Raw genomic sequence first — 18,562 nt, forward strand, 5'->3', positions numbered from 1 at the left:
TATGAGAAACAGAGGTTTTTCTAAATTTATCAGTCTTTTGTTAATCTTATTCTTTATTTTTCAACTTACAGGTTGTGCAACCATTCCTGAAGCTATTGAGTATCGCAACCTTTACACCAACTACAAAATGAGCGATACCATTTTTCTTGACGTAACAAAAAAATTGCAGTACAGGAATGTTTTTGTTGACGTAAGAAATACTTCTCAACTACAGGAAGTCGATACTAATGTTTTAAAAGAAGCTATTGCTCAAAACTTAGCAAGCAAGGGATATAATGTAGTAAACGATCCTGCTCAAGCAGATTATATCCTCCAGACAAACGTGCTTTACTTTGACTATTACAGGAAAACAGCGGCAAAAGATGGGGCAACCAGTGGTGCTTTGGCAGGTGCTGTTGCAGGAGGTCTTGCTGGAGGAAGGGATGTTGATGCGTTAATCCTTGCTGCTATTGGTGCAGGTGTTGGTTATGTTGGAGGTGCTTTGATCGGTTCTGCGATAAAGATTGAAACCTTTGCAGGAGTAGTAGACATTCAAATAATGGAAAGGACAGATAAACCAGTTGTAGGTAAAGTCGTAACCAATGCTTCTCAAGGAACTTCTACGGTTATTACTACAGAACAAGAGTATAAGAAAAACTATCAGATTTACAGAACAAAACTTGCCGTAACGGCTACTCAAACTAACTTAAAAAGGGACGAGGCTGCAAGAGAAGTAACGAGAATGCTTGCATTGCAAATAGCAGGAATTTTCTAAGCACTGATTAGACTACGGATTAAGACTACAGAATAAAAGGAAGGAGGCAAGTAAGGTTATGAAGAAGCAAGTATTCATTGCGTTTATGTTTAGCTTTTTTCTTTTCTTTGTTTCTTTTTCAAAGAGTTTTGCTTGGTTTTTTAAAAGTGAAAATAAAGAGGAAATAAGTTTAGAGGATTGTACGGCGGCGGTTGGAGGAACTGCAGATTTAATTTTAAAAAACATAGACAAACCTTTTAAGTATTTAAGCGAAGAAGACAAAAATCTTTATTATACGCTTTACAAAAAAGTGGAAAATTGTCGTAACAAGTATCTTGAGGCTAACAAAATTGTTTTTAGAAAAAAAGATTGGTATGAAGGCAAGATATTTCGTATTTATCCTAAAACTCCTTTAGAAAAAGCAAATCCAAACAAATTTACCTTGTTGTTTTTAGATGGCAACGTAAAAGAAGTAGCAGTATTAAAGAGAATTTACGGTGATGGGTTAGGATTTTTAATGTTTCATGAAATGTATGTTTACCAAAGTGGTAAGTCTAATAGAGACAAAATAATTAAAATTTTAGACCGAGAAGAGAAGCAACCTTTTTGTTATGTAGAAGGGTTTACAGGGTATATGAAAATTGTCTGTCCTCCTTATCATCTTGAGAAGAATTTTTCATCGTTGATAATAAAAGATTATAAAGAAAACACCAGCAAAGAGGAAATTGTTTCTTCTTTAGAAAATATGACAGGATTCTTAAATGAAGAACTTAACCAAAAGGTTGCGATTGATTACCGTGTTCTTTTATATGAAAACATAAGAAACTTAATCATTTGGATCGAAAAAGAATTTGGACCTAAAGGAAGAAATCTAATTCCGAGTGTTTTAGAAAAAAAGCCTAATTAAGCAGGTTGAGCTTCCTGAAAAATACTCTTTAAAGGGGGCAAAAGATGGAAAAAAGGCTTTCTAATGCAAAAATACTTGGTGTTATTAGTTCTATACTTTTAGCGTTAACAGCCTTTTTGCCTGAAGTTGAGATAATTTTATGGATTGTTGGTTCTGTGCTTTTACTAATTTCTTTAAATATAATGTCAGATATTTTCAATGATAAACGCCTTTTTAAAAATATTTTAAAATCCTTTGTAATAATACTTGCAGGGATAACATTAGCGCTATTGGTTTTATTAATCGCAGGGGTCATCACAGGGACATCTCTGTCATCTTTGTTTACTGAGTTAATGGAAATTTCTTTGGAAGAAAAGCCTACTATAAATAACATACCGATAATTTTTATAATAGTTTTATATCTTTCTTATCTTTATAGTTCATATTACTTTAAAAAGGCAATGGATTTACTTTATGAATATACTAAGATAAAACTGTTTCGGTATGGTGGGCTTCTTTATTTTATTAGTGCAATTTTATTTGTTGTAGTTTTTCTTAGTACTTTAGCTGATTTAATAGCTTTTGTATTGATTGCCATCGGTTTCTTTACAATACCTGAAGACATAACTTCAAAATCCTTGTCGGAAAAAACCTAAACCCTGATAAAATAGGTTAAAAATGATTTTATTTTTATTTTATTTCAAATCTAACCCAAAACACATCTCAGGTGCTATAGGTAGTCTATCTACCATAACCACAGCACTTAAAAAATCTTTAGTTAAATCCTTTAGCTTGGTATATTATGGCAAAAGAATTATTGCAGAAAATCCTTATTGCTTGATTAAAAAGAGTCTTAATCCAGTTATCAATGTTAAGGTTATAGTGTCTTTTTTACCTTTCTTCTTCCTCCTACCCTCCACACACAATCATTAAAACCCAACCACCCCTCTTTGCTAAATACGAGATAAAAAGTTGAAACCTCTATATTTGGTTAAAAATTCTGTCAGATTTCATCAATTTTACTCATTTTTAATTAATTAAGAACCCAAAAAAAAAAGCCTAAAGATGAAGGGAAAAGTAATCGTATACTATGGGCAGAAGGTAGAGTTTTCCCATGAAGTAATTTCTATTATAAGTTTTACTAAAGATATAGTTAATGTAGGGAAAAGGCAAATAATTGTTATAAACAAAGAAGAAAAATATTTCAGATATTATTTAAATTTTAAACGATCTCCGGAGATTGAAAATTCTTTAATGGCAAAATATCTTAAAAACCGCGAAAAAATAAGAGAAGAAATCAGAACGATTTCTATCTTAGGCCTCAAATATAGAGAACATAAACTTTACGGTAAAACCTTTAATGAATTTATACCTTTTAAAGCTCTTATTAAAGAGGTTTCTCTCTTAATTGAGGCATATTATAAATATTACAGTATTGCTTGTGCCATATTAACCACCTTGTTTTTTACAAAAATCGGGATTCCATCTTCTTTACCTAAGATCATAGACTATATTTATGGACAGGATTTTTTGGATGACTTCTTTTTTGCCCCTGCCTTTATTTTTACTATCTTTGAATCTACTACAGACTTACTCTTAGGGGAAAGACTTGTAGATGAAGCTTGTATAGCAAGAAGCTTTCTTTCTTTTCTACTTTGGAAACATGCTAAACCATTATTAAAAATTCCTTACTTTAACTTAATTCAAACCGGGGTTAGCAGGGACTTAATATGGGTTATCTTATAGTTTATGACATCTCAGAGCACAAGAAAAGATTAAAAGTTGCAAGAATTTTACAAAAATTTGGCTATCGCATTCAATACAGCGCATTTTATCTACCTGAAGCAGACGAAAACCTGATAGGTTTCCTTTACGAAGAGATTTCAAAACTGGTAGATAAAACTACAGATAGAGTCTTTTTTTATCCTGTTGACCCCCCAGAAGTTTTTAAAGGCTATCCACTTGAGCCCTGGAAAATTTTTGTTTTTTAAGGGTTTTTTATGAAGCAAACAGTTATTATATACAACCACTATGTAGAACTAAGTAGAAAGGCTGAGAGACTATTTATTAAAACCGCTCATACAGAAAGTAGTATCCCTCTTTCTAATATAGATGGCATTCTTATTTTTGGCAAAGTAAAGCTTACCTCCGATGCCATATCTCTTTGTATGAAAAAACAAATTCCTATCCTTTTGCTCACTATATACGGTCAAATAAAAGCCCAGATTTTACCTCCTATCGGCAGTGAAACAACAAAAAGAAGATTAAAACAGGTTGGACTTTATTTTTTAAAAAGACTTGATATTGCAAAGTATTTGATTAAGAGAAAATGTCTGGAAATAGAATATACTTTTGATATTAATCTTGAGCATTTTAAAGTAAAAGTGGAGAAGGTAAGTGATTATGCAGTTTTACTGGGTTTAGAAGGTCAGGTCTCTAAACTGATGTTTCAAAAATTTGAAGAAATGATTAGACCTACCTCATTCACTTTTAGAGAAAGGAACTATCATCCACCCAAGGATGAAGTAAACGCACTATTAAGTTTTATTTATACCCTTGGATACAATTTATCAACCGCCCTTATTCTCTTAAAAGGTTTTGATCCGTATATTTCTTTTCTTCATTCTAAAAGAGGTTCTCATGCTGCTTTTTCTTCCGACCTTATGGAAATAATCCGGCCTAAGCTTACCCATTTTTGCGGAGAAATTTTACTAAACAAACTTATAACTTCGGATGATTTTATGAAAAAAGACGATTGTATAATGTTAAAAAAATCATCTATTGCAAAAGTGCTAACTGAATTTAGCAACATAAAAGAAAACCTCTTAGAGCTTTTAAAAGAGTTTTTAATAGAGTTTGAAGGGGTTGAATTTTAAACGGTATAAATGGGGGTTATATGTGAGAGTAATCCTTTATGATTATGAAACTGAAAAAGTAAGAAATAAAGTTAGAAAAAACCTGAAAAAAGTTGGAGTTCATGTCCAGTGGAGTGTATTCGAAAGTTTAGAACATTTTGAAAAATTAATAAAGATTTTACAAGAGGAAGAGGAAAAAAATTTTAGAATTTCTGTGTTTAGAATAAATTCTAAGGGTAAAATACTAAAAATCGGGACAGATTGGGAAAAAATGAGGTTTGTTTTTTAAAAATTTTTGTGTTAATATTTAAACAATAAAGGTTGTTCTTTGACAATAGAATAGCCGGGCAGGGCAGGTGAAAAGGCAAAAGTTTCAAGGGAAAATTATGGGGCTGGTGTGGTTTGGTTAAGGGTGTATGTAAGTATATTTAGTAAACAACTATATGAAAAACAGGCTACCTTACAAGCAAGTAATTATGTGGATTACAAAAGGTGGTTTTAAAGGCTGTGTTTTTGAGTTTCAATCGCAGTTAGAAGAGGTAAAAGGTATATTTATAAGTTATTGATTTTATGTAAGAAAAAGTTTGTATCGCTGGCTCTGGAGGTTAGAATTCATGCGGGTTGCGAGGGGCTGTTTTGTAAAAATTAGTTTTATACTAAATTTTAAAAACCTTGATAAAATCAAGGTTTTAAGTAGTTAGGGTTGAAACCTGCCCTACTTAAAAAGGGATTGCGACTTCATTTCTTACCTCCTCCTCCTTAAATTTTTTTGTTTTGTTGAAACCTGCCCTACTTAAAAAGGGATTGCGACTAGAAATTCTTATCTTAAATCTAAAGTTCCTGTTCTTGTTTATTGTTGAAACCTGCCCTACTTAAAAAGGGATTGCGACTCGACTTTGTATTTCATTTTTATTGTATTTAGTATTTCTGGTTGAAACCTGCCCTACTTAAAAAGGGATTGCGACACCTACTGGGGGCTTTAATTTTTTAAACCCCTAAAATGTTGAAACCTGCCCTACTTAAAAAGGGATTGCGACAAAAAGATTATTGATATTTGATATTTTAGAATTTTTGATGTTGAAACCTGCCCTACTTAAAAAGGGATTGCGACTTAGCAATAGTGCTTAGTGTTTGATTGGGTACAAAAGTTGAAACCTGCCCTACTTAAAAAGGGATTGCGACACATAATAACCTTTCATTTTACACCTCCTCCTTTTTTTAGGTTGAAACCTGCCCTACTTAAAAAGGGATTGCGACACATAATAACCTTTCATTTTACACCTCCTCCTTTTTTTAGGTTGAAACCTGCCCTACTTAAAAAGGGATTGCGACTATATTTTTTATTTTTTTTTAATTTTTTTCAAGTCATTGTTGAAACCTGCCCTACTTAAAAAGGGATTGCGACTCAATATTTCATTTATTGGTATTTCTATCTCTTTTATGTTGAAACCTGCCCTACTTAAAAAGGGATTGCGACCGAGTATTTCTTTTATTTTAAATAAATATGGATTATTGTTGAAACCTGCCCTACTTAAAAAGGGATTGCGACAATGGTATACTATACTTTTCTTTTTTTATTAGCTTAAAGGTTGAAACCTGCCCTACTTAAAAAGGGATTGCGACAAGCTTTTTTGATGTAAGACTTCATCTTTTGGGACTTTTCAGTGTTGAAACCTGCCCTACTTAAAAAGGGATTGCGACAAGTCTATATCTTTTAATATTACAAAATTATATTTTAATAGTTGAAACCTGCCCTACTTAAAAAGGGATTGCGACTAGATCTCTTCTATATACCATATACCAACCTAAACCATATATATGTTGAAACCTGCCCTACTTAAAAAGGGATTGCGACTTATATTTTTTATTCTTTTTATTTTTTATTTTTTAAAAGTTGAAACCTGCCCTACTTAAAAAGGGATTGCGACATTTAAACTTTTGATAAATTGATCATCTATTTCTATTTCAGGTTGAAACCTGCCCTACTTAAAAAGGGATTGCGACATTATAAACAATAAAGCTTATCAAAAAGTTATCTAATTTGTTGAAACCTGCCCTACTTAAAAAGGGATTGCGACACTTTTTCTCAAAAGTTACGAAAAGAGAGTCTTTTAGTTGAAACCTGCCCTACTTAAAAAGGGATTGCGACGTAAAGAAAGCTTTTCATTTTATTGGCTTTCTCAAAGTTGAAACCTGCCCTACTTAAAAAGGGATTGCGACAAAAAACTATCAAGATATAACCATAACGGAGTAGCTAGTTGAAACCTGCCCTACTTAAAAAGGGATTGCGACTAAAATCCTCTCATAACTTACCTCCTTTTTTTTTGATTTGTTGAAACCTGCCCTACTTAAAAAGGGATTGCGACTTTTCAGAAATCTTTTTAACTCAAAGCTATTTAACCGGTTGAAACCTGCCCTACTTAAAAAGGGATTGCGACAATTTTTCTTTTTCTATTAGCATTTTTCAATCTCTATATTATTGTTGAAACCTGCCCTACTTAAAAAGGGATTGCGACTATCGAGGTTCAAAGTTCGATAAAGAAAGTCTTTCATCTGTTGAAACCTGCCCTACTTAAAAAGGGATTGCGACTTAAGGTTATTCAAGGTTTCAGGTTTAGTAAAAAGTTGAAACCTGCCCTACTTAAAAAGGGATTGCGACATTAAAAAAAGATTAAGAGGCAAGCTTAATGGCTTGCCTCTGTTGAAACCTGCCCTACTTAAAAAGGGATTGCGACATGTCTACACCTCCTCTTATTTTAATTTTTTTTATTTTTCTATTTGGGTTGAAACCTGCCCTACTTAAAAAGGGATTGCGACTGGTATAGACTTAATACAAGATTTTTTTAATATAGAAATGTTGAAACCTGCCCTACTTAAAAAGGGATTGCGACCCATGTTATTTGCGGTATATATTAGTTTTAGATCTCTTCTATAGTTGAAACCTGCCCTACTTAAAAAGGGATTGCGACATTCAAAACTAAAATATCTGTTATCTATTATCCTGTACAGTTGAAACCTGCCCTACTTAAAAAGGGATTGCGACTAATTAGAGATACATTATTTGTAAACTTTGAGAAAAGAGTTGAAACCTGCCCTACTTAAAAAGGGATTGCGACTGGCTTTTTTCGCTACCTTTTAATGATAGCCTTTTTTCAAAGCTTATGTTGAAACCTGCCCTACTTAAAAAGGGATTGCGACAATAAAATCCTTTCATTTTAAACCTCCTTTTTTTAGTTTGTTGAAACCTGCCCTACTTAAAAAGGGATTGCGACTTATGAATAAACTACCATTAATTAAAATGTAAAATCCTTTGTTGAAACCTGCCCTACTTAAAAAGGGATTGCGACTAAAAAATAATTTTTCTTTTTCTATAATCATTTTTTATACCTGTTGAAACCTGCCCTACTTAAAAAGGGATTGCGACAAATAGTTTTTTTGCTATTTCAAAAAATATGTCGTTATTATCGGGTTGAAACCTGCCCTACTTAAAAAGGGATTGCGACAAGACATTCTTGCATTAATTTAGAATAGTGACTAGCAGTAAGAGTTGAAACCTGCCCTACTTAAAAAGGGATTGCGACAAGTTGTTTAGTGGTAATATCTTTGTAAAGCATTATCATTTTTAGTTGAAACCTGCCCTACTTAAAAAGGGATTGCGACAAATAGTATCCTTTAATGTCAGAGAAATCATATCCACATGTTGAAACCTGCCCTACTTAAAAAGGGATTGCGACGCGGCTAGCTTCTTAGAGATAGAACATGCGAGAGACTATAAAGTTGAAACCTGCCCTACTTAAAAAGGGATTGCGACAAGTTGTTTAGTGGTAATATCTTTGTAAAGCATTATCATTTTTAGTTGAAACCTGCCCTACTTAAAAAGGGATTGCGACAAATAGTATCCTTTAATGTCAGAGAAATCATATCCACATGTTGAAACCTGCCCTACTTAAAAAGGGATTGCGACTCTTCCTGTAAAGTCTTCCTTACTCTTAAATTTTCTTGTTGAAACCTGCCCTACTTAAAAAGGGATTGCGACAAAACCTTCCTTCCCTCTTCTTCCAGTCCTTCCATGATACGTGTTGAAACCTGCCCTACTTAAAAAGGGATTGCGACCCCCCTTTTTTATCTTTTTTAGCAGCTTTTCTAGATTTTTTAAGTTGAAACCTGCCCTACTTAAAAAGGGATTGCGACGCGAGAAAACATATCTTAAAAAAATTTGCTTTTCTTCTGGTTGAAACCTGCCCTACTTAAAAAGGGATTGCGACTAAAGGAGATATTATCATCTTAAAAATAATCCCAAACATGTTGAAACCTGCCCTACTTAAAAAGGGATTGCGACCTTAAGATTAAAGCTTTTCCTTCTTTGCTATAAGAATAATGTTGAAACCTGCCCTACTTAAAAAGGGATTGCGACAAGTCTCTTTAGCCTTTTTTTCTAAATCCTGAATAATTTGTACAGTTGAAACCTGCCCTACTTAAAAAGGGATTGCGACTTTTGCTTTTCCATTTTTTTATCTCCTCCTGCAATTTTTATGTTAAGGTTTGTTTAACACATTTTGTTTTGTATAATAAAACAAAAGCTTATAAGTTAGAGAGGGACAGGGACTCCATTTTTGGTAGGCCTTTGAGCCTCTTAAGGAGTATGTCCCTCTGTCCCTCAACACCCGATAAGTTGGTTGGGCTACCAAAGCCCCAGCTACTCGGGAGGATGGTGTGAGGGACAAAAATCTTAAAAAGGAGGTAGCATCATGACCCATTACATCGGTGTTGACATTTCTAAAGATAACTTCCACTTCTGCATCCTTAACCATGAAGCTAAAACCCTCTCCTCCGGCAAACTCTCTATGTCTCTTCAAGGCTTCTCTGATTTCTTTAACCTTCTCAAAACCCTCTCTGACCCTATCGTTGTTATGGAATCCTCTGGTAGGTTCCACATCCCCCTTTACTGCTTCCTCGTTGAAAAAGATATCCAAACCTTCATCCTTAACCCTAAAATCGTCCACAGATTCTTTGAATTTATCTCCGCTAACAACCCCTCTAAATACGACACAAAAGATGCCAAAATCCTTGCACTCTTCGCTCTTAATAACCCTGAATTCCTTAAATCCTATCCTGAAAACTCTGAACTCCGTAGTGCTTCTCGTCTTATCCAAAAACTTAAACATGAACTTGCTGAAGCTAAAACTCAAATCAAATACGCCCTCACTGTTCTTTTCCCAGAAGCTGAAAAGCACTTTAATATTTACTCCCACTCCTTCCTTAACATACTCCTTAAATTCCCCTCTGCTAAAACCCTTAAAAAAGCTAAACCAAATGAAATTTCCGAAATTATTAAATCCTCTGTTCCTAAAGGTAAAACCCCTTCCTTTTCTCCCGATGAAGTCATAAACCTTGCTAAAAACTCTATCGGGGTTGACAATCCTTATCTCTCTCAAACTCTTATCATCTACATCGAAAAACTCTTTTTCCTTGAGCCAAGAATAAAAAAGCTTGAAGAGATGCTTGTAGAGAAAATGGATGAAGACCAGCAAGAACAAATTAAGCTCATTTCCTCTATAAAAGGTATTTCCTCTAAACTTGCAAGTCTCTTTTTGGCTGAAATCAGAGACGTAAAAAGATTTTCTAATGCCAAAAAGCTCATAAAGTTTGCGGGCACAGACCCAGTAACAAAACAATCTGGTAAGTATAAAGCTAAGATGAGCATATCTAAGCAAGGGTCGAGCTTTCTCAGAAATGTTCTTTTCCAGATGGCGGTAGGTGTAGTAAAATGGAATTTTTACTTCAGATCCTATTTTATACGTAAGAAGAAAAACTTTGGCAGTTATAAGAAAGCTATGATAGCAGTTGTAAACAAACTTATAAGAGTTATCTATGCAATTTGTAGAAAAAAAACTTTCTTTAATCCTGCTTTTTCTAAGTTCCCTGTTCTGGAGGTCTCTCATGTTTAATTCCTATTTTCTGATAGTTGACTCCTTTTAAATTTTTTTCTAATTGTTGAAACCTGCCCTACTTAAAAAGGGATTGCGACTTAGGGATTGCAAACTTTTTCTTTTAAAGGTTTTCCGTAGATGTCTAAATGAAAGGACTTAAGGCTTAAGCCTGTTTTAAAAAGGTTAAAATGGGGGTAAAAGAGTTGCAAAATTTTTAAGTCAGGCTATTATTTCTTTAAATCCTTTAAAAGGTGAGGCCTAATGAACCATAATAAAATAGTAAACTTAGAAAACAAAACTAAATCCTTAGAAGATTTAAAACTTTCCCCTTTAGATGAGATTACTCTCAAAACCACAAAAGAAATAGTCATTAAATTTATAGAAATGGGACGCTGTTCTCCCGCTACGTTTGAAGAAGTTTTTAGCCAAGTTTTCTCTGTGATAAAAAAAACCCTTACCAAATAAATATAAATGTATCTTCTTGCCGTCCATGCAAGCCCAAGAAAACAAGGCAATTCAGAAATCTTACTAAATTCCTTTTTATCAGGACTTAACCCACCTAAAATAAACGCTGAAAAAATTAGATTAGCTGAGCTAAAGTTTATGCCCTGTATTGAATGTGGAGGTTGTGAAAAAGACGGAACCTGTATCTTAGAAGATGCCCTGACAGAGGTCTATTCTAAGGTGCTAAAAACTAATTTTTTGGTAATAGCAACCCCTATCTTTTTCTATACCTATCCTTCTTTTCTCCAAGCTTTTTTTGAAAGGTTTCAAGCTTTTTGGGTGTCTAAATATCTTCTTAAAAATCCTGCCCCCTCTCAAAAACCTAAAGGAATTCTTTTAGCTTTAGGGGCAACCAAAGGAAAAAAAATTTTTGAATGCTTAGTAAGAAGTTTTAAGTATGTTCTTGATACGATAGACGGGGAATATATAGGAGGCATTTTTATAAGAGGGATTGATAAAAAAGGAGAAATTTTAAACCACCCAGAGTTTTTAGAAAAAGCTAAGGTCTTAGGGCAAAAGGTTTGCCTTCTGGAAAAAAAAGACTTGGCTAAACCAAAAGATGAGTTAGCACGTTTTTTAGGACTTAATTTAGACCCAGTTCCTTAGACATAATTAAAAAGTTTAGCATAAGCTCTTGCTTTTTCTTCTATGTCCTCTGACTTCCAAAGGTCGCTTATCACTGCTATCATGTCTGCCCCTAATTTTACCAACTCATACGCCTGTTCTAAGGTTATTCCTCCTATTGCACAAACAGGGATTTTTAAGATTTTTTTAGCCATGGGAATTATATTTTTATCTACTATCTTAGCGTTAGGTTTGGTAGGAGATGGATAAAAACTACCAAAAGCTACGTAGGTAGCCCCTTGTTTTTCAGCCTCTACTGCTCTTTTTATGTCTCCATAGCAAGAAACCCCTATGATAGGACCTTTAAAAAACTTTTTAACCTCAGCAAGTGAGGCGTCGTCTTTTCCTATATGGACTCCATCGGCTGAAACACGAGCACCTAATTCTACCCTATCGTTAACGATAAAATAGGCGTTAAACTTATGACAAAGTTTCTTTAATTCTAAAGCTAAGTATATTAAATTTTCTAAAGGTGTGGTCTTATCCCTAAGTTGAATAAACTTAGCCCCTCCTCTCAGGGCTTTTTCTACCATAAGAAAGACCTTTCCGTCTTGATAAGGAGTTAAGACCTCATCGGTTATCGCGTAAAAACCTCTTATGTCCATAAACCTAAAACCTTTTTATCAGAGAAACCTCAGGGAGTCTTTCTCTTAAAAACTCTGCTACCTTGTGGTAAAAACTCGGATTGACCGGACCAAGAGCTTCTTGTTTAAGGGTGTGTTCTGGCACAAACTTTTGCAAAGCAATCCTTTTAAACCAAGATAAATAAGGCACCATCTCTTCTAAATCTTCTTCTGTTAAAAGGGGAGGATAAAGGGTAATCCTTATTTCAACTTGGTCGGCAACCTCTTTTAACACCTTAAAAGTTTCTTCTACTAACCTAAAATCTCCTTCAAGTTCAAAATACCTTGCAGGGGAGGTTTTAAAATCTACCGCCCAAAAATCTATCAATCTATCCTCTACCAAACTTTTAACCAACTCAGGCTGGCTTCCGTTGGTATCCAGTTTAACAGGAAGACCGGTCTCTATCCGGATTTCTTCCACAAACCTTATCAACTTCTTACCCCAAAGAGTAGGCTCTCCTCCGGTAATAACCACCCCTTTGATAAACCCCTTTCTTCTTTTGATTTCCTCTATAACCCAGGACTCAGGTAAATTTTTTAACTTTTTATATCTTTCAGGCAAAACCAAATCTATGTTATAACAAAAAGGACACCTAAAATTGCAACCATACGTAAAAACCACCGAAGAAATCCTTCCAGGATAGTCTACCAGACTTGTACCTATAAACCCTTTAATCATTTTTTCCTCACCGCCATCCTAAATCTATCGAAAATATAAACCTTTATTAAAAATCAGGCAAGATATTAAATTTATGCTAAAGTAGAGCAAAAGACCTCTTGCTTTTGCCGGATAGAGAAATAAAAGCCTTTAAAGTAGGTTGACCTCTTTTTAATTAAATTATAAAATTTTAGCGATGGTAGAGGTAATCTTTCTGGGGACTGCCGGTGGTCGTTATGTGGTTGCTAAACAGCTTAGGGCCTCAGCCGGAACGGTCATCAGGATTGATAACTCTTATCTTCTTCTTGACCCTGGTCCAGGAACTTTAGTTTACCTTGCTAAAAAGAGAATCCCGATAGAGAAAATCCAAACCATAGTGGTGTCTCATCAACATCTGGACCACTCGGCAGACTTAAACATAGTTGTTGACGCTGTTGTAGAAGGTGGTCTTAAAAAAAGAGGAAGTGTGTTTTTAACTGAAAGCACCTTAAACGAAGGGATTTTGCTGTCCTACCTTAAACCCTATCTTAAAAGATTAGAAATCTTGAGACCTCATACCGTTTACGAAGACCCGCCTTTTAGGTTAAAAACCACTTGTTTGCTTAGACATAATGCGGAAAACCACGGTCTGATTTTTTATTTACCAGAAGGCAAAACCATAGGTTTTCTCACCGATACGGCTTATTTTGAGGGACTGGCAGAAGAATTTTCTGAGGCTAACATACTGGTTATTAATACCGTAAGATATACCCCTAAGGAGGGGGTTTTACACCTTAGCATACCTGATGTAAAAAGGCTTTTAACCCAAATCAGGCCTGAAGAAGTTATCCTTACCCATTTTGGGATGACCATGCTTAGGGCTAACCCTTTTAAAGTCGCCCAACAGCTAAGCCAAGAGTTAGGTTTACCCATCAAAGCTTGTTATGATGGAATGAGTCTTAAAATTTAAACTAAGTTAAAAAGCTTAGGAAGTCTCCTAAACATTTCAAGTTTTTCTGTTTCGCCTAACTTGGCCTTTCTTAATATTTCTTCTAACTCCTGTATGGTGTTATCATAGAGTTTTTTGTTTAGTCTATAAGGATGCCCGTCTTTTCCTCCATGGGCATAGCTATAAACCACCGGATCTTCTCTTGAAGCCTTCACCTCATAAATCAGCTCTGAGGCTAAGGTTAAAGCCCTTAAAGCCTTGGCCCCCATCCCTTGGCTTAAAATCAAATCCTTAAAATCAGCAGGAGGGTTCTCGTAAACCTTTTCCCAAATTTTTCTAAGAGACTTAAAAGATAAATCCTGCGGGGTTAAGGCATGTTCTTTTTTAAAGATTAGATGCACCTTAGGGGTCAGTTCCTTCATCACTAAACTAAAGTCTTCTTTAACCAGATTTACTAAACAACTTTGCACCGGTTTACTTTCTTTAGCTACCAAGTTAAGCACATCTTGTTTTTTTATCTGAGATACAATCCCTGCATGAGGGTTTTCGCAAAGGTCGATGATTTTTTGGCTGTACCATTGATAACGCCTGGCATAAGAAGTCTTTTCATCCATTCCCTGCTGTATAACCCCCCAATCTCCTTCCTTAGAAAAGATAAAAAGATGAAAATAAAGCTGAAAACCATCCTGGATGGCGTTATTGTCAATCCTTGCGGTAAGTCTGCTTAGAGTTACCAGTTTGGAGGCCTCTTGAGGGAGCCCCTCTTTTTCGCCCCAAAAGATGATTTCTTGAGGGGTATTTAAAGCCCTCTTAGCCTTTCCTCCGCAGACATAAACTCCAAGGTCTCTAAAATAAGGTTTTAAAGCCTCTTTTACAGCCCCTCCTACCGTAGTGGTTAATCCTGAGGAATGCCAATCAAAACCAAGCAAACAACCCAAAGCCTGAAACCAAAAAGGGTCGGTAAGCCTTTTAATCAACTCCTTTGGACCAAACTCCTGATAGACCAGCAACAAAAACGCTCTGCTTAGCCTAATCATTCTTTCAAAAAGCCAAGGAGGGCACTTTCCTCCATGTAAAGGTAAATCCACCACGCTTCTGCTTACCATTTGTCTCCCCTGTCTAAAGAGCTTTTTTAGGCACTACCTCACATCCTGGACAACCGTTGTATTCAAACTGGACGGTCACATGGTTAATACCTAATTTTTGCAACTTATCTTTTATCTTTTGGTAAACCTGCATCGTCTGGGTTACGGTTAGGTCTGATTTTAGGTTAACATGTCCTTCAAAAAAATGGTTTTTATCATCAAGGCTCCATAGATGAACATGATGCACATCTTTTATTTCTTGGATTTTCATCAACTCCTCAACCACTTTAGTAGGTTCTACATGAGTCGGGGTTGATTGCATAATAATGTTGACGGATTTTAACAAAACCTCTAAACTTTCTTTGGCTATGTAAACCGCTATCAATATACTTATAAGCGGGTCAATCCTTACCATACCCCAAAAATAGATAAAAAGCGCTCCTATAATCACCGCTATAGAAGATAAAGCATCTCCTAAAATATGAAGATAAGCCGACTTTACGTTAAGGTCCTTTTTGGCAGCTCCCTTTAAAAACAGCAAACTTAAAAGGTTGCCTAAGAGTCCTATACCACCTATAATAAACACCGTCTTAATCTCTATAGGATGAGTATTAATCAGCCTTTCAACCGCCTCTTTTACCAAAAAAATGCATATTACCAGCAGGGTAACCGAATTAAAAAGACTGGCTAAGATGGTTATCCGTTTGTAGCCAAAAGTCTTTTTCTCATCTGGCCCTTTTAGAGAAAACTTATAGGCAAAATACGTAATGGTTATAGACATGGCATCGCTTAGATTATGAAAGGCATCAGACAAAAGAGACATACTTCCTGAAACCAACCCACCGACAAACTCAACCAAGGTTATCACTAAGTTAAAGACCACTACATAAAAAAGATTTTTTCCGCTAATCTCAGAATGATCAGAGTGATGATGGTGAGGGTGCATCCTCTATATCCTGTTTAGTTTTATACCAAATTTGTCTCTTTTTTCCTTTTTGTCAAGCATACACTCCTCTATCTAAAAGAACTCTTTCGTTTTTAAGACAAAAACGAAAGGCTATTTTGTTTTCTTCTTTAAAAAAGCCTCTTTCTTTTATCAATTACCACAGGCTTTTCTCTTAGGTTTTACAATTTACAAATTTTAGGTTAAGCTAAAAGTTGATGGGGAAAAACGATAAACTCAGACGTTATCTTAAAACCTCGGTTTTATCTTGGGTGTTTTTAGGGGTTTCTCTAATAGCCGGATTTTTGTTTTTCATCGCAGGGGTTTACAACTACAAAAACATAGAAAAAACCTTAGAAAACGCTCTTAAACTACAAGCCATAGGTGTTGAGATTACCCTTAAAAGCTTGATTAAAAACTTTAACTTAGACTTAATAAAAAAGGAAAGAAATTTTTTTGTTGAACTTCTTTTGGGTAACGAGTGGGAAGGAGTAGCTTATGTAGCTATCTATGACAAAAACGGCACAGCTTTACTTCATTCTAATCCCGAACTTATAGGCCAAAAGATAGAACAATTTGTCCCTATTAGGCCCCCTTTTCCTCGAAGTTTTTATCAAACCTCTTTAACAGAAGAAAAACTCTTTCTCTATGAAAACCTTATCAGACTTAAAAACGAACAAGCGGTGTTAAGGGTAGCGCTACATGTATATCCTGTTGAAGAAAGGTTAAGTTATGCAAGAAGACATATCTATTTAGAGTTTTTACTTGGATTGGTTTTTATAGGGATAGGAGGAATAGGGTTTTGGTTTTTTAGAAAGACTGAAAGGTTGATAAGACAGGTTGAGGACCTTGAACGCTGGAGGTTTATTTCTCAGGTGCTTGCACACGAAATGAAAAACCCATTAGCCAGTATTAAAGGCTTTACCCAGCTTATCCTTAAGAAAAACCCAGAAGAAAAGACCCAAAAAGCCCTTAATTTTATCTTTAAAGAAACCCTTCGGATGGAAAATCTCTTGCGAACTTTAAACTCTTATACCCACCCATTGCTAATCAATCCTTCTAACTTTAACTTAAAAGAACTTTTAACCGAGGTAGTAGAAACCTTTAAACTTCTTTATCCTGAGGCAGACCTAAGGTTAAACCTTCGGGGAGAAAACTTTTTAGTGTTTACAGACCAAGATAAACTCAAAGAAATCTTGATAAACCTGTTAGAAAACGCTTGGCAAGCCTCTCAAGAAAACGGGAGTCTCAGGGTAGACCTGGGTTTAAATTCTGAAAAAAATTTCTATATTATTTATATTAAAGATTATGGAAAGGGAATACCTAAAGAATTACTTCTCAAGGTTTGGGAGCCCTTTTTTACTACCAAGGCAAAAGGGATGGGACTTGGATTAACCATAGTAAAAAAACTTTGTGAGGAGCTAAACCTTAGTATAGAATTAAAATCTCAACCCGCTTATGGAACAGAAGTATGGCTAAAAATCCCTCGATAGCCATCGTAGAAGACGATACCTCTTTTGCCAGTTTTTTGGAAATGACCTTTCAAGAAGAAAACTACACTGTTTGGGTTTTTCATCATCCTGAAACCGCTTTGCTTAAACTTCCTGAACTTAAACCTGACATAGTAATCACCGACCTTAAAATGCCTGAGATGGACGGTATCACCTTTATTAAAAAGGCTAAAAAGCTTCTTCCAGAAAGTGTTTTTATCGTGATTACCGCCTTTGGGACCATTCCTTCGGCGGTTGAAGCGATGAAAGCAGGGGCTGTAGACTATCTTACCAAACCGCTTTCTTCTCCAGAAGAACTGCTGTTTAAGGTAAAAAATTACCTAAAAAACACAAAAAGTTTTGAAAGCACCGAAGGTTTACCTCCGTTCGATGTGGTTTTTGCAGGTATAGAAGACCTTTATGAAAAATTGGTAGAAATTGCCCCTACAGATACCACCGTTTGTCTTTTAGGGGAAACAGGCACAGGGAAAAGTTTAATAGCTAAGGTTATTCATGTTCTAAGCAGGAAAAAAGGACCTTTTGTAGAGATAAATTGTGCTGCCTTACCTGAAAACCTGGTAGAGGCTGAACTTTTTGGTTATGAAAAAGGGGCTTTTACCGGTGCCCTCAAAACAAAACCTGGCAAGGTTGAGGTTGCAAGAGGAGGAACCCTTTTTCTTGATGAAATCTCTGAGATGAGCTTGCCTGTTCAGGCTAAATTTTTGAGGGTTCTTCAAGACAAAACCTTTGAAAGGTTAGGGGGGCTTGAAACCTTAAAAACTAACGCCAGATTTATCGTGGCTACCAATAAAGATTTAGTAAAACTTGTAGCTGAGGGGCGGTTTAGAGAAGACCTGTTTTATCGTATTAACGTTCTCTCTTTTTATCTCCCACCCCTTAGAGAAAGAAAAAAACATTTAGAAAAAATCGTAAATTATCTGTTAGAAAACATCTGTCAAAAACTGGGAAAACCTTTAAAACCTTTAAGTAAAACTTCCTGGGAAAAACTTAAAGAGTACCATTTTCCCGGCAACATAAGAGAGCTTGAGAATCTACTTGAAAGGGCGATATTGCTTAGCAAGGGAGAAACACTTGAGGTAGAATTTTTCTCTAAAGAAAGAGAAATTTTAAAAGAGGAGTTAGAACTTAAAGATGCTTTACAGATTAAAAACTTAGAGAAAAAAGCCATACTAAAAGCCCTGGAGGTTACCAAAGGCAACAAGCCTGAAGCAGCCAAACTGCTTGGTATCTCTTTAAAAACCCTTTATAACAAGCTTAAGGAATTTGGGATAAACCAATAGAG

At 35.2% G+C, this 18,562-nt stretch carries 18 protein-coding genes and 1 CRISPR repeat array; of the genes, 13 read left to right on the forward strand and 5 right to left on the reverse strand.

Annotation, left to right across the window (positions count from 1 at the left end):
* Window position 1 precedes the first annotated feature (1 nt).
* From F1847_RS08200 to cas2 (F1847_RS08230), 7 genes are all read left to right on the forward strand, one after another.
* A complete protein-coding gene (locus tag F1847_RS08200; protein ID WP_150072571.1) occupies window positions 2–754 on the forward strand; it encodes a complement resistance protein TraT in 753 nt (250 codons plus the stop codon).
* A gap of 58 nt (window positions 755–812) precedes the next feature.
* Window positions 813–1,640: a hypothetical protein gene (locus F1847_RS08205; RefSeq protein WP_150072572.1), complete on the forward strand. Its 828-nt coding sequence runs from the start codon at window positions 813–815 to the stop codon at window positions 1,638–1,640.
* A 44-nt stretch (window positions 1,641–1,684) separates the two neighbouring features.
* Window positions 1,685–2,275, forward strand: a complete 591-nt coding sequence (locus tag F1847_RS08210; protein WP_150072573.1) for a DUF996 domain-containing protein — start codon at window positions 1,685–1,687, stop codon at window positions 2,273–2,275.
* A 409-nt stretch (window positions 2,276–2,684) separates the two neighbouring features.
* On the forward strand, window positions 2,685–3,365 hold the full coding sequence (locus F1847_RS08215; protein ID WP_150072574.1) for a hypothetical protein: 681 nt from the start codon (window positions 2,685–2,687) through the stop codon (window positions 3,363–3,365).
* On the forward strand, window positions 3,350–3,610 hold the full coding sequence (gene cas2 / locus F1847_RS08220) for a CRISPR-associated endonuclease Cas2 (protein ID WP_150072575.1): 261 nt from the start codon (window positions 3,350–3,352) through the stop codon (window positions 3,608–3,610). The genes F1847_RS08215 and cas2 (F1847_RS08220) overlap by 16 nt, the downstream gene beginning before the upstream one ends.
* A 9-nt stretch (window positions 3,611–3,619) precedes the next feature.
* Entirely contained in the window at window positions 3,620–4,495 is an 876-nt protein-coding gene (gene cas1 / locus F1847_RS08225) for a CRISPR-associated endonuclease Cas1 (protein ID WP_150072576.1), read from the forward strand.
* Between the two features lie 22 nt (window positions 4,496–4,517).
* Window positions 4,518–4,763 carry a CRISPR-associated endonuclease Cas2 gene (gene cas2, locus F1847_RS08230; protein ID WP_168194307.1) on the forward strand — a complete coding sequence of 82 codons (246 nt, stop codon included), beginning with the start codon at window positions 4,518–4,520 and terminating at the stop codon, window positions 4,761–4,763.
* A 413-nt stretch (window positions 4,764–5,176) separates the two neighbouring features.
* Window positions 5,177–8,967: a CRISPR direct-repeat array (repeat unit 35 nt; unit sequence GTTGAAACCTGCCCTACTTAAAAAGGGATTGCGAC).
* Between the two features lie 42 nt (window positions 8,968–9,009).
* Here the strand turns inward: cas2 (F1847_RS08230) and F1847_RS08235 are convergent.
* Window positions 9,010–9,267, reverse strand: a complete 258-nt coding sequence (locus tag F1847_RS08235) for a hypothetical protein (protein ID WP_150071130.1) — start codon at window positions 9,265–9,267, stop codon at window positions 9,010–9,012.
* Between F1847_RS08235 and F1847_RS08240 the strand changes: the two genes are divergently transcribed.
* From F1847_RS08240 to F1847_RS08250, 3 genes are all read left to right on the forward strand, one after another.
* Window positions 9,223–10,422 carry an IS110 family transposase gene (locus tag F1847_RS08240; RefSeq protein WP_150071129.1) on the forward strand — a complete coding sequence of 400 codons (1,200 nt, stop codon included), beginning with the start codon at window positions 9,223–9,225 and terminating at the stop codon, window positions 10,420–10,422. The two genes, F1847_RS08235 and F1847_RS08240, sit on opposite strands and share 45 nt — an antisense overlap.
* Before the next feature lie 243 nt (window positions 10,423–10,665).
* Window positions 10,666–10,869 (forward strand): hypothetical protein, encoded by a 204-nt coding sequence (locus F1847_RS08245; protein WP_150072578.1) that lies wholly within the window; start codon window positions 10,666–10,668, stop codon window positions 10,867–10,869.
* A 6-nt stretch (window positions 10,870–10,875) separates the two neighbouring features.
* Window positions 10,876–11,514 (forward strand): flavodoxin family protein, encoded by a 639-nt coding sequence (locus F1847_RS08250; RefSeq protein WP_150072579.1) that lies wholly within the window; start codon window positions 10,876–10,878, stop codon window positions 11,512–11,514.
* Here the strand turns inward: F1847_RS08250 and thiE are convergent.
* Together thiE and F1847_RS08260 are read right to left on the reverse strand one after the other, a co-directional pair.
* Window positions 11,511–12,137 carry a thiamine phosphate synthase gene (gene thiE, locus F1847_RS08255; protein ID WP_150072580.1) on the reverse strand — a complete coding sequence of 209 codons (627 nt, stop codon included), beginning with the start codon at window positions 12,135–12,137 and terminating at the stop codon, window positions 11,511–11,513. The genes F1847_RS08250 and thiE overlap by 4 nt on opposite strands.
* 4 nt (window positions 12,138–12,141) lie before the next feature.
* Window positions 12,142–12,834 carry an anaerobic ribonucleoside-triphosphate reductase activating protein gene (locus F1847_RS08260; protein ID WP_150072581.1) on the reverse strand — a complete coding sequence of 231 codons (693 nt, stop codon included), beginning with the start codon at window positions 12,832–12,834 and terminating at the stop codon, window positions 12,142–12,144.
* Window positions 12,835–13,009: 175 nt separating this feature from the next.
* Between F1847_RS08260 and F1847_RS08265 the strand changes: the two genes are divergently transcribed.
* Complete coding sequence (locus tag F1847_RS08265) at window positions 13,010–13,762, forward strand: MBL fold metallo-hydrolase (RefSeq protein ID WP_150072582.1); 753 nt, start codon at window positions 13,010–13,012, stop codon at window positions 13,760–13,762.
* Here the strand turns inward: F1847_RS08265 and F1847_RS08270 are convergent.
* Window positions 13,759–14,847: a DUF763 domain-containing protein gene (locus tag F1847_RS08270; RefSeq protein WP_150072583.1), complete on the reverse strand. Its 1,089-nt coding sequence runs from the start codon at window positions 14,845–14,847 to the stop codon at window positions 13,759–13,761. The genes F1847_RS08265 and F1847_RS08270 overlap by 4 nt on opposite strands.
* Before the next feature lie 13 nt (window positions 14,848–14,860).
* Entirely contained in the window at window positions 14,861–15,772 is a 912-nt protein-coding gene (locus F1847_RS08275; RefSeq protein ID WP_150072584.1) for a cation diffusion facilitator family transporter, read from the reverse strand.
* A gap of 215 nt (window positions 15,773–15,987) precedes the next feature.
* Here F1847_RS08275 and F1847_RS08280 point away from each other — a divergent pair, with 215 nt between their 5' ends.
* Together F1847_RS08280 and F1847_RS08285 are read left to right on the forward strand one after the other, a co-directional pair.
* Entirely contained in the window at window positions 15,988–17,262 is a 1,275-nt protein-coding gene (locus tag F1847_RS08280; RefSeq protein WP_150072585.1) for a nitrogen regulation protein NR(II), read from the forward strand.
* The gene (locus tag F1847_RS08285; RefSeq protein WP_150072586.1) at window positions 17,241–18,560 is read left to right on the forward strand and encodes a sigma-54 dependent transcriptional regulator; all 1,320 of its coding nucleotides are present in this window, start codon (window positions 17,241–17,243) and stop codon (window positions 18,558–18,560) included. Before F1847_RS08280 ends, F1847_RS08285 begins: the two co-directional genes overlap by 22 nt.
* Window positions 18,561–18,562 lie beyond the last annotated feature (2 nt).

Source organism: Thermodesulfobacterium sp. TA1 (assembly GCF_008630935.1).
In the GTDB taxonomy this organism is placed as follows: Bacteria; Desulfobacterota; Thermodesulfobacteria; order Thermodesulfobacteriales; family Thermodesulfobacteriaceae; genus Thermodesulfobacterium.

Coding starts and splice junctions, on each gene's coding strand:
- F1847_RS08200 (WP_150072571.1), top strand. CDS start 2: ATGAGAAACAGAGGTTTTTCTAAATTTATCAGTCTTTTGTTAATCTTA.
- F1847_RS08205 (WP_150072572.1), top strand. CDS start 813: ATGAAGAAGCAAGTATTCATTGCGTTTATGTTTAGCTTTTTTCTTTTC.
- F1847_RS08210 (WP_150072573.1), top strand. CDS start 1,685: ATGGAAAAAAGGCTTTCTAATGCAAAAATACTTGGTGTTATTAGTTCT.
- F1847_RS08215 (WP_150072574.1), top strand. CDS start 2,685: ATGAAGGGAAAAGTAATCGTATACTATGGGCAGAAGGTAGAGTTTTCC.
- cas2 (WP_150072575.1), top strand. CDS start 3,350: ATGGGTTATCTTATAGTTTATGACATCTCAGAGCACAAGAAAAGATTA.
- cas1 (WP_150072576.1), top strand. CDS start 3,620: ATGAAGCAAACAGTTATTATATACAACCACTATGTAGAACTAAGTAGA.
- F1847_RS08240 (WP_150071129.1), top strand. CDS start 9,223: ATGACCCATTACATCGGTGTTGACATTTCTAAAGATAACTTCCACTTC.
- F1847_RS08245 (WP_150072578.1), top strand. CDS start 10,666: ATGAACCATAATAAAATAGTAAACTTAGAAAACAAAACTAAATCCTTA.
- F1847_RS08250 (WP_150072579.1), top strand. CDS start 10,876: ATGTATCTTCTTGCCGTCCATGCAAGCCCAAGAAAACAAGGCAATTCA.
- thiE (WP_150072580.1), bottom strand. CDS start 12,137: ATGGACATAAGAGGTTTTTACGCGATAACCGATGAGGTCTTAACTCCT.
- F1847_RS08260 (WP_150072581.1), bottom strand. CDS start 12,834: ATGATTAAAGGGTTTATAGGTACAAGTCTGGTAGACTATCCTGGAAGG.
- F1847_RS08265 (WP_150072582.1), top strand. CDS start 13,010: ATGGTAGAGGTAATCTTTCTGGGGACTGCCGGTGGTCGTTATGTGGTT.
- F1847_RS08270 (WP_150072583.1), bottom strand. CDS start 14,847: ATGGTAAGCAGAAGCGTGGTGGATTTACCTTTACATGGAGGAAAGTGC.
- F1847_RS08275 (WP_150072584.1), bottom strand. CDS start 15,772: ATGCACCCTCACCATCATCACTCTGATCATTCTGAGATTAGCGGAAAA.
- F1847_RS08280 (WP_150072585.1), top strand. CDS start 15,988: ATGGGGAAAAACGATAAACTCAGACGTTATCTTAAAACCTCGGTTTTA.
- F1847_RS08285 (WP_150072586.1), top strand. CDS start 17,241: ATGGCTAAAAATCCCTCGATAGCCATCGTAGAAGACGATACCTCTTTT.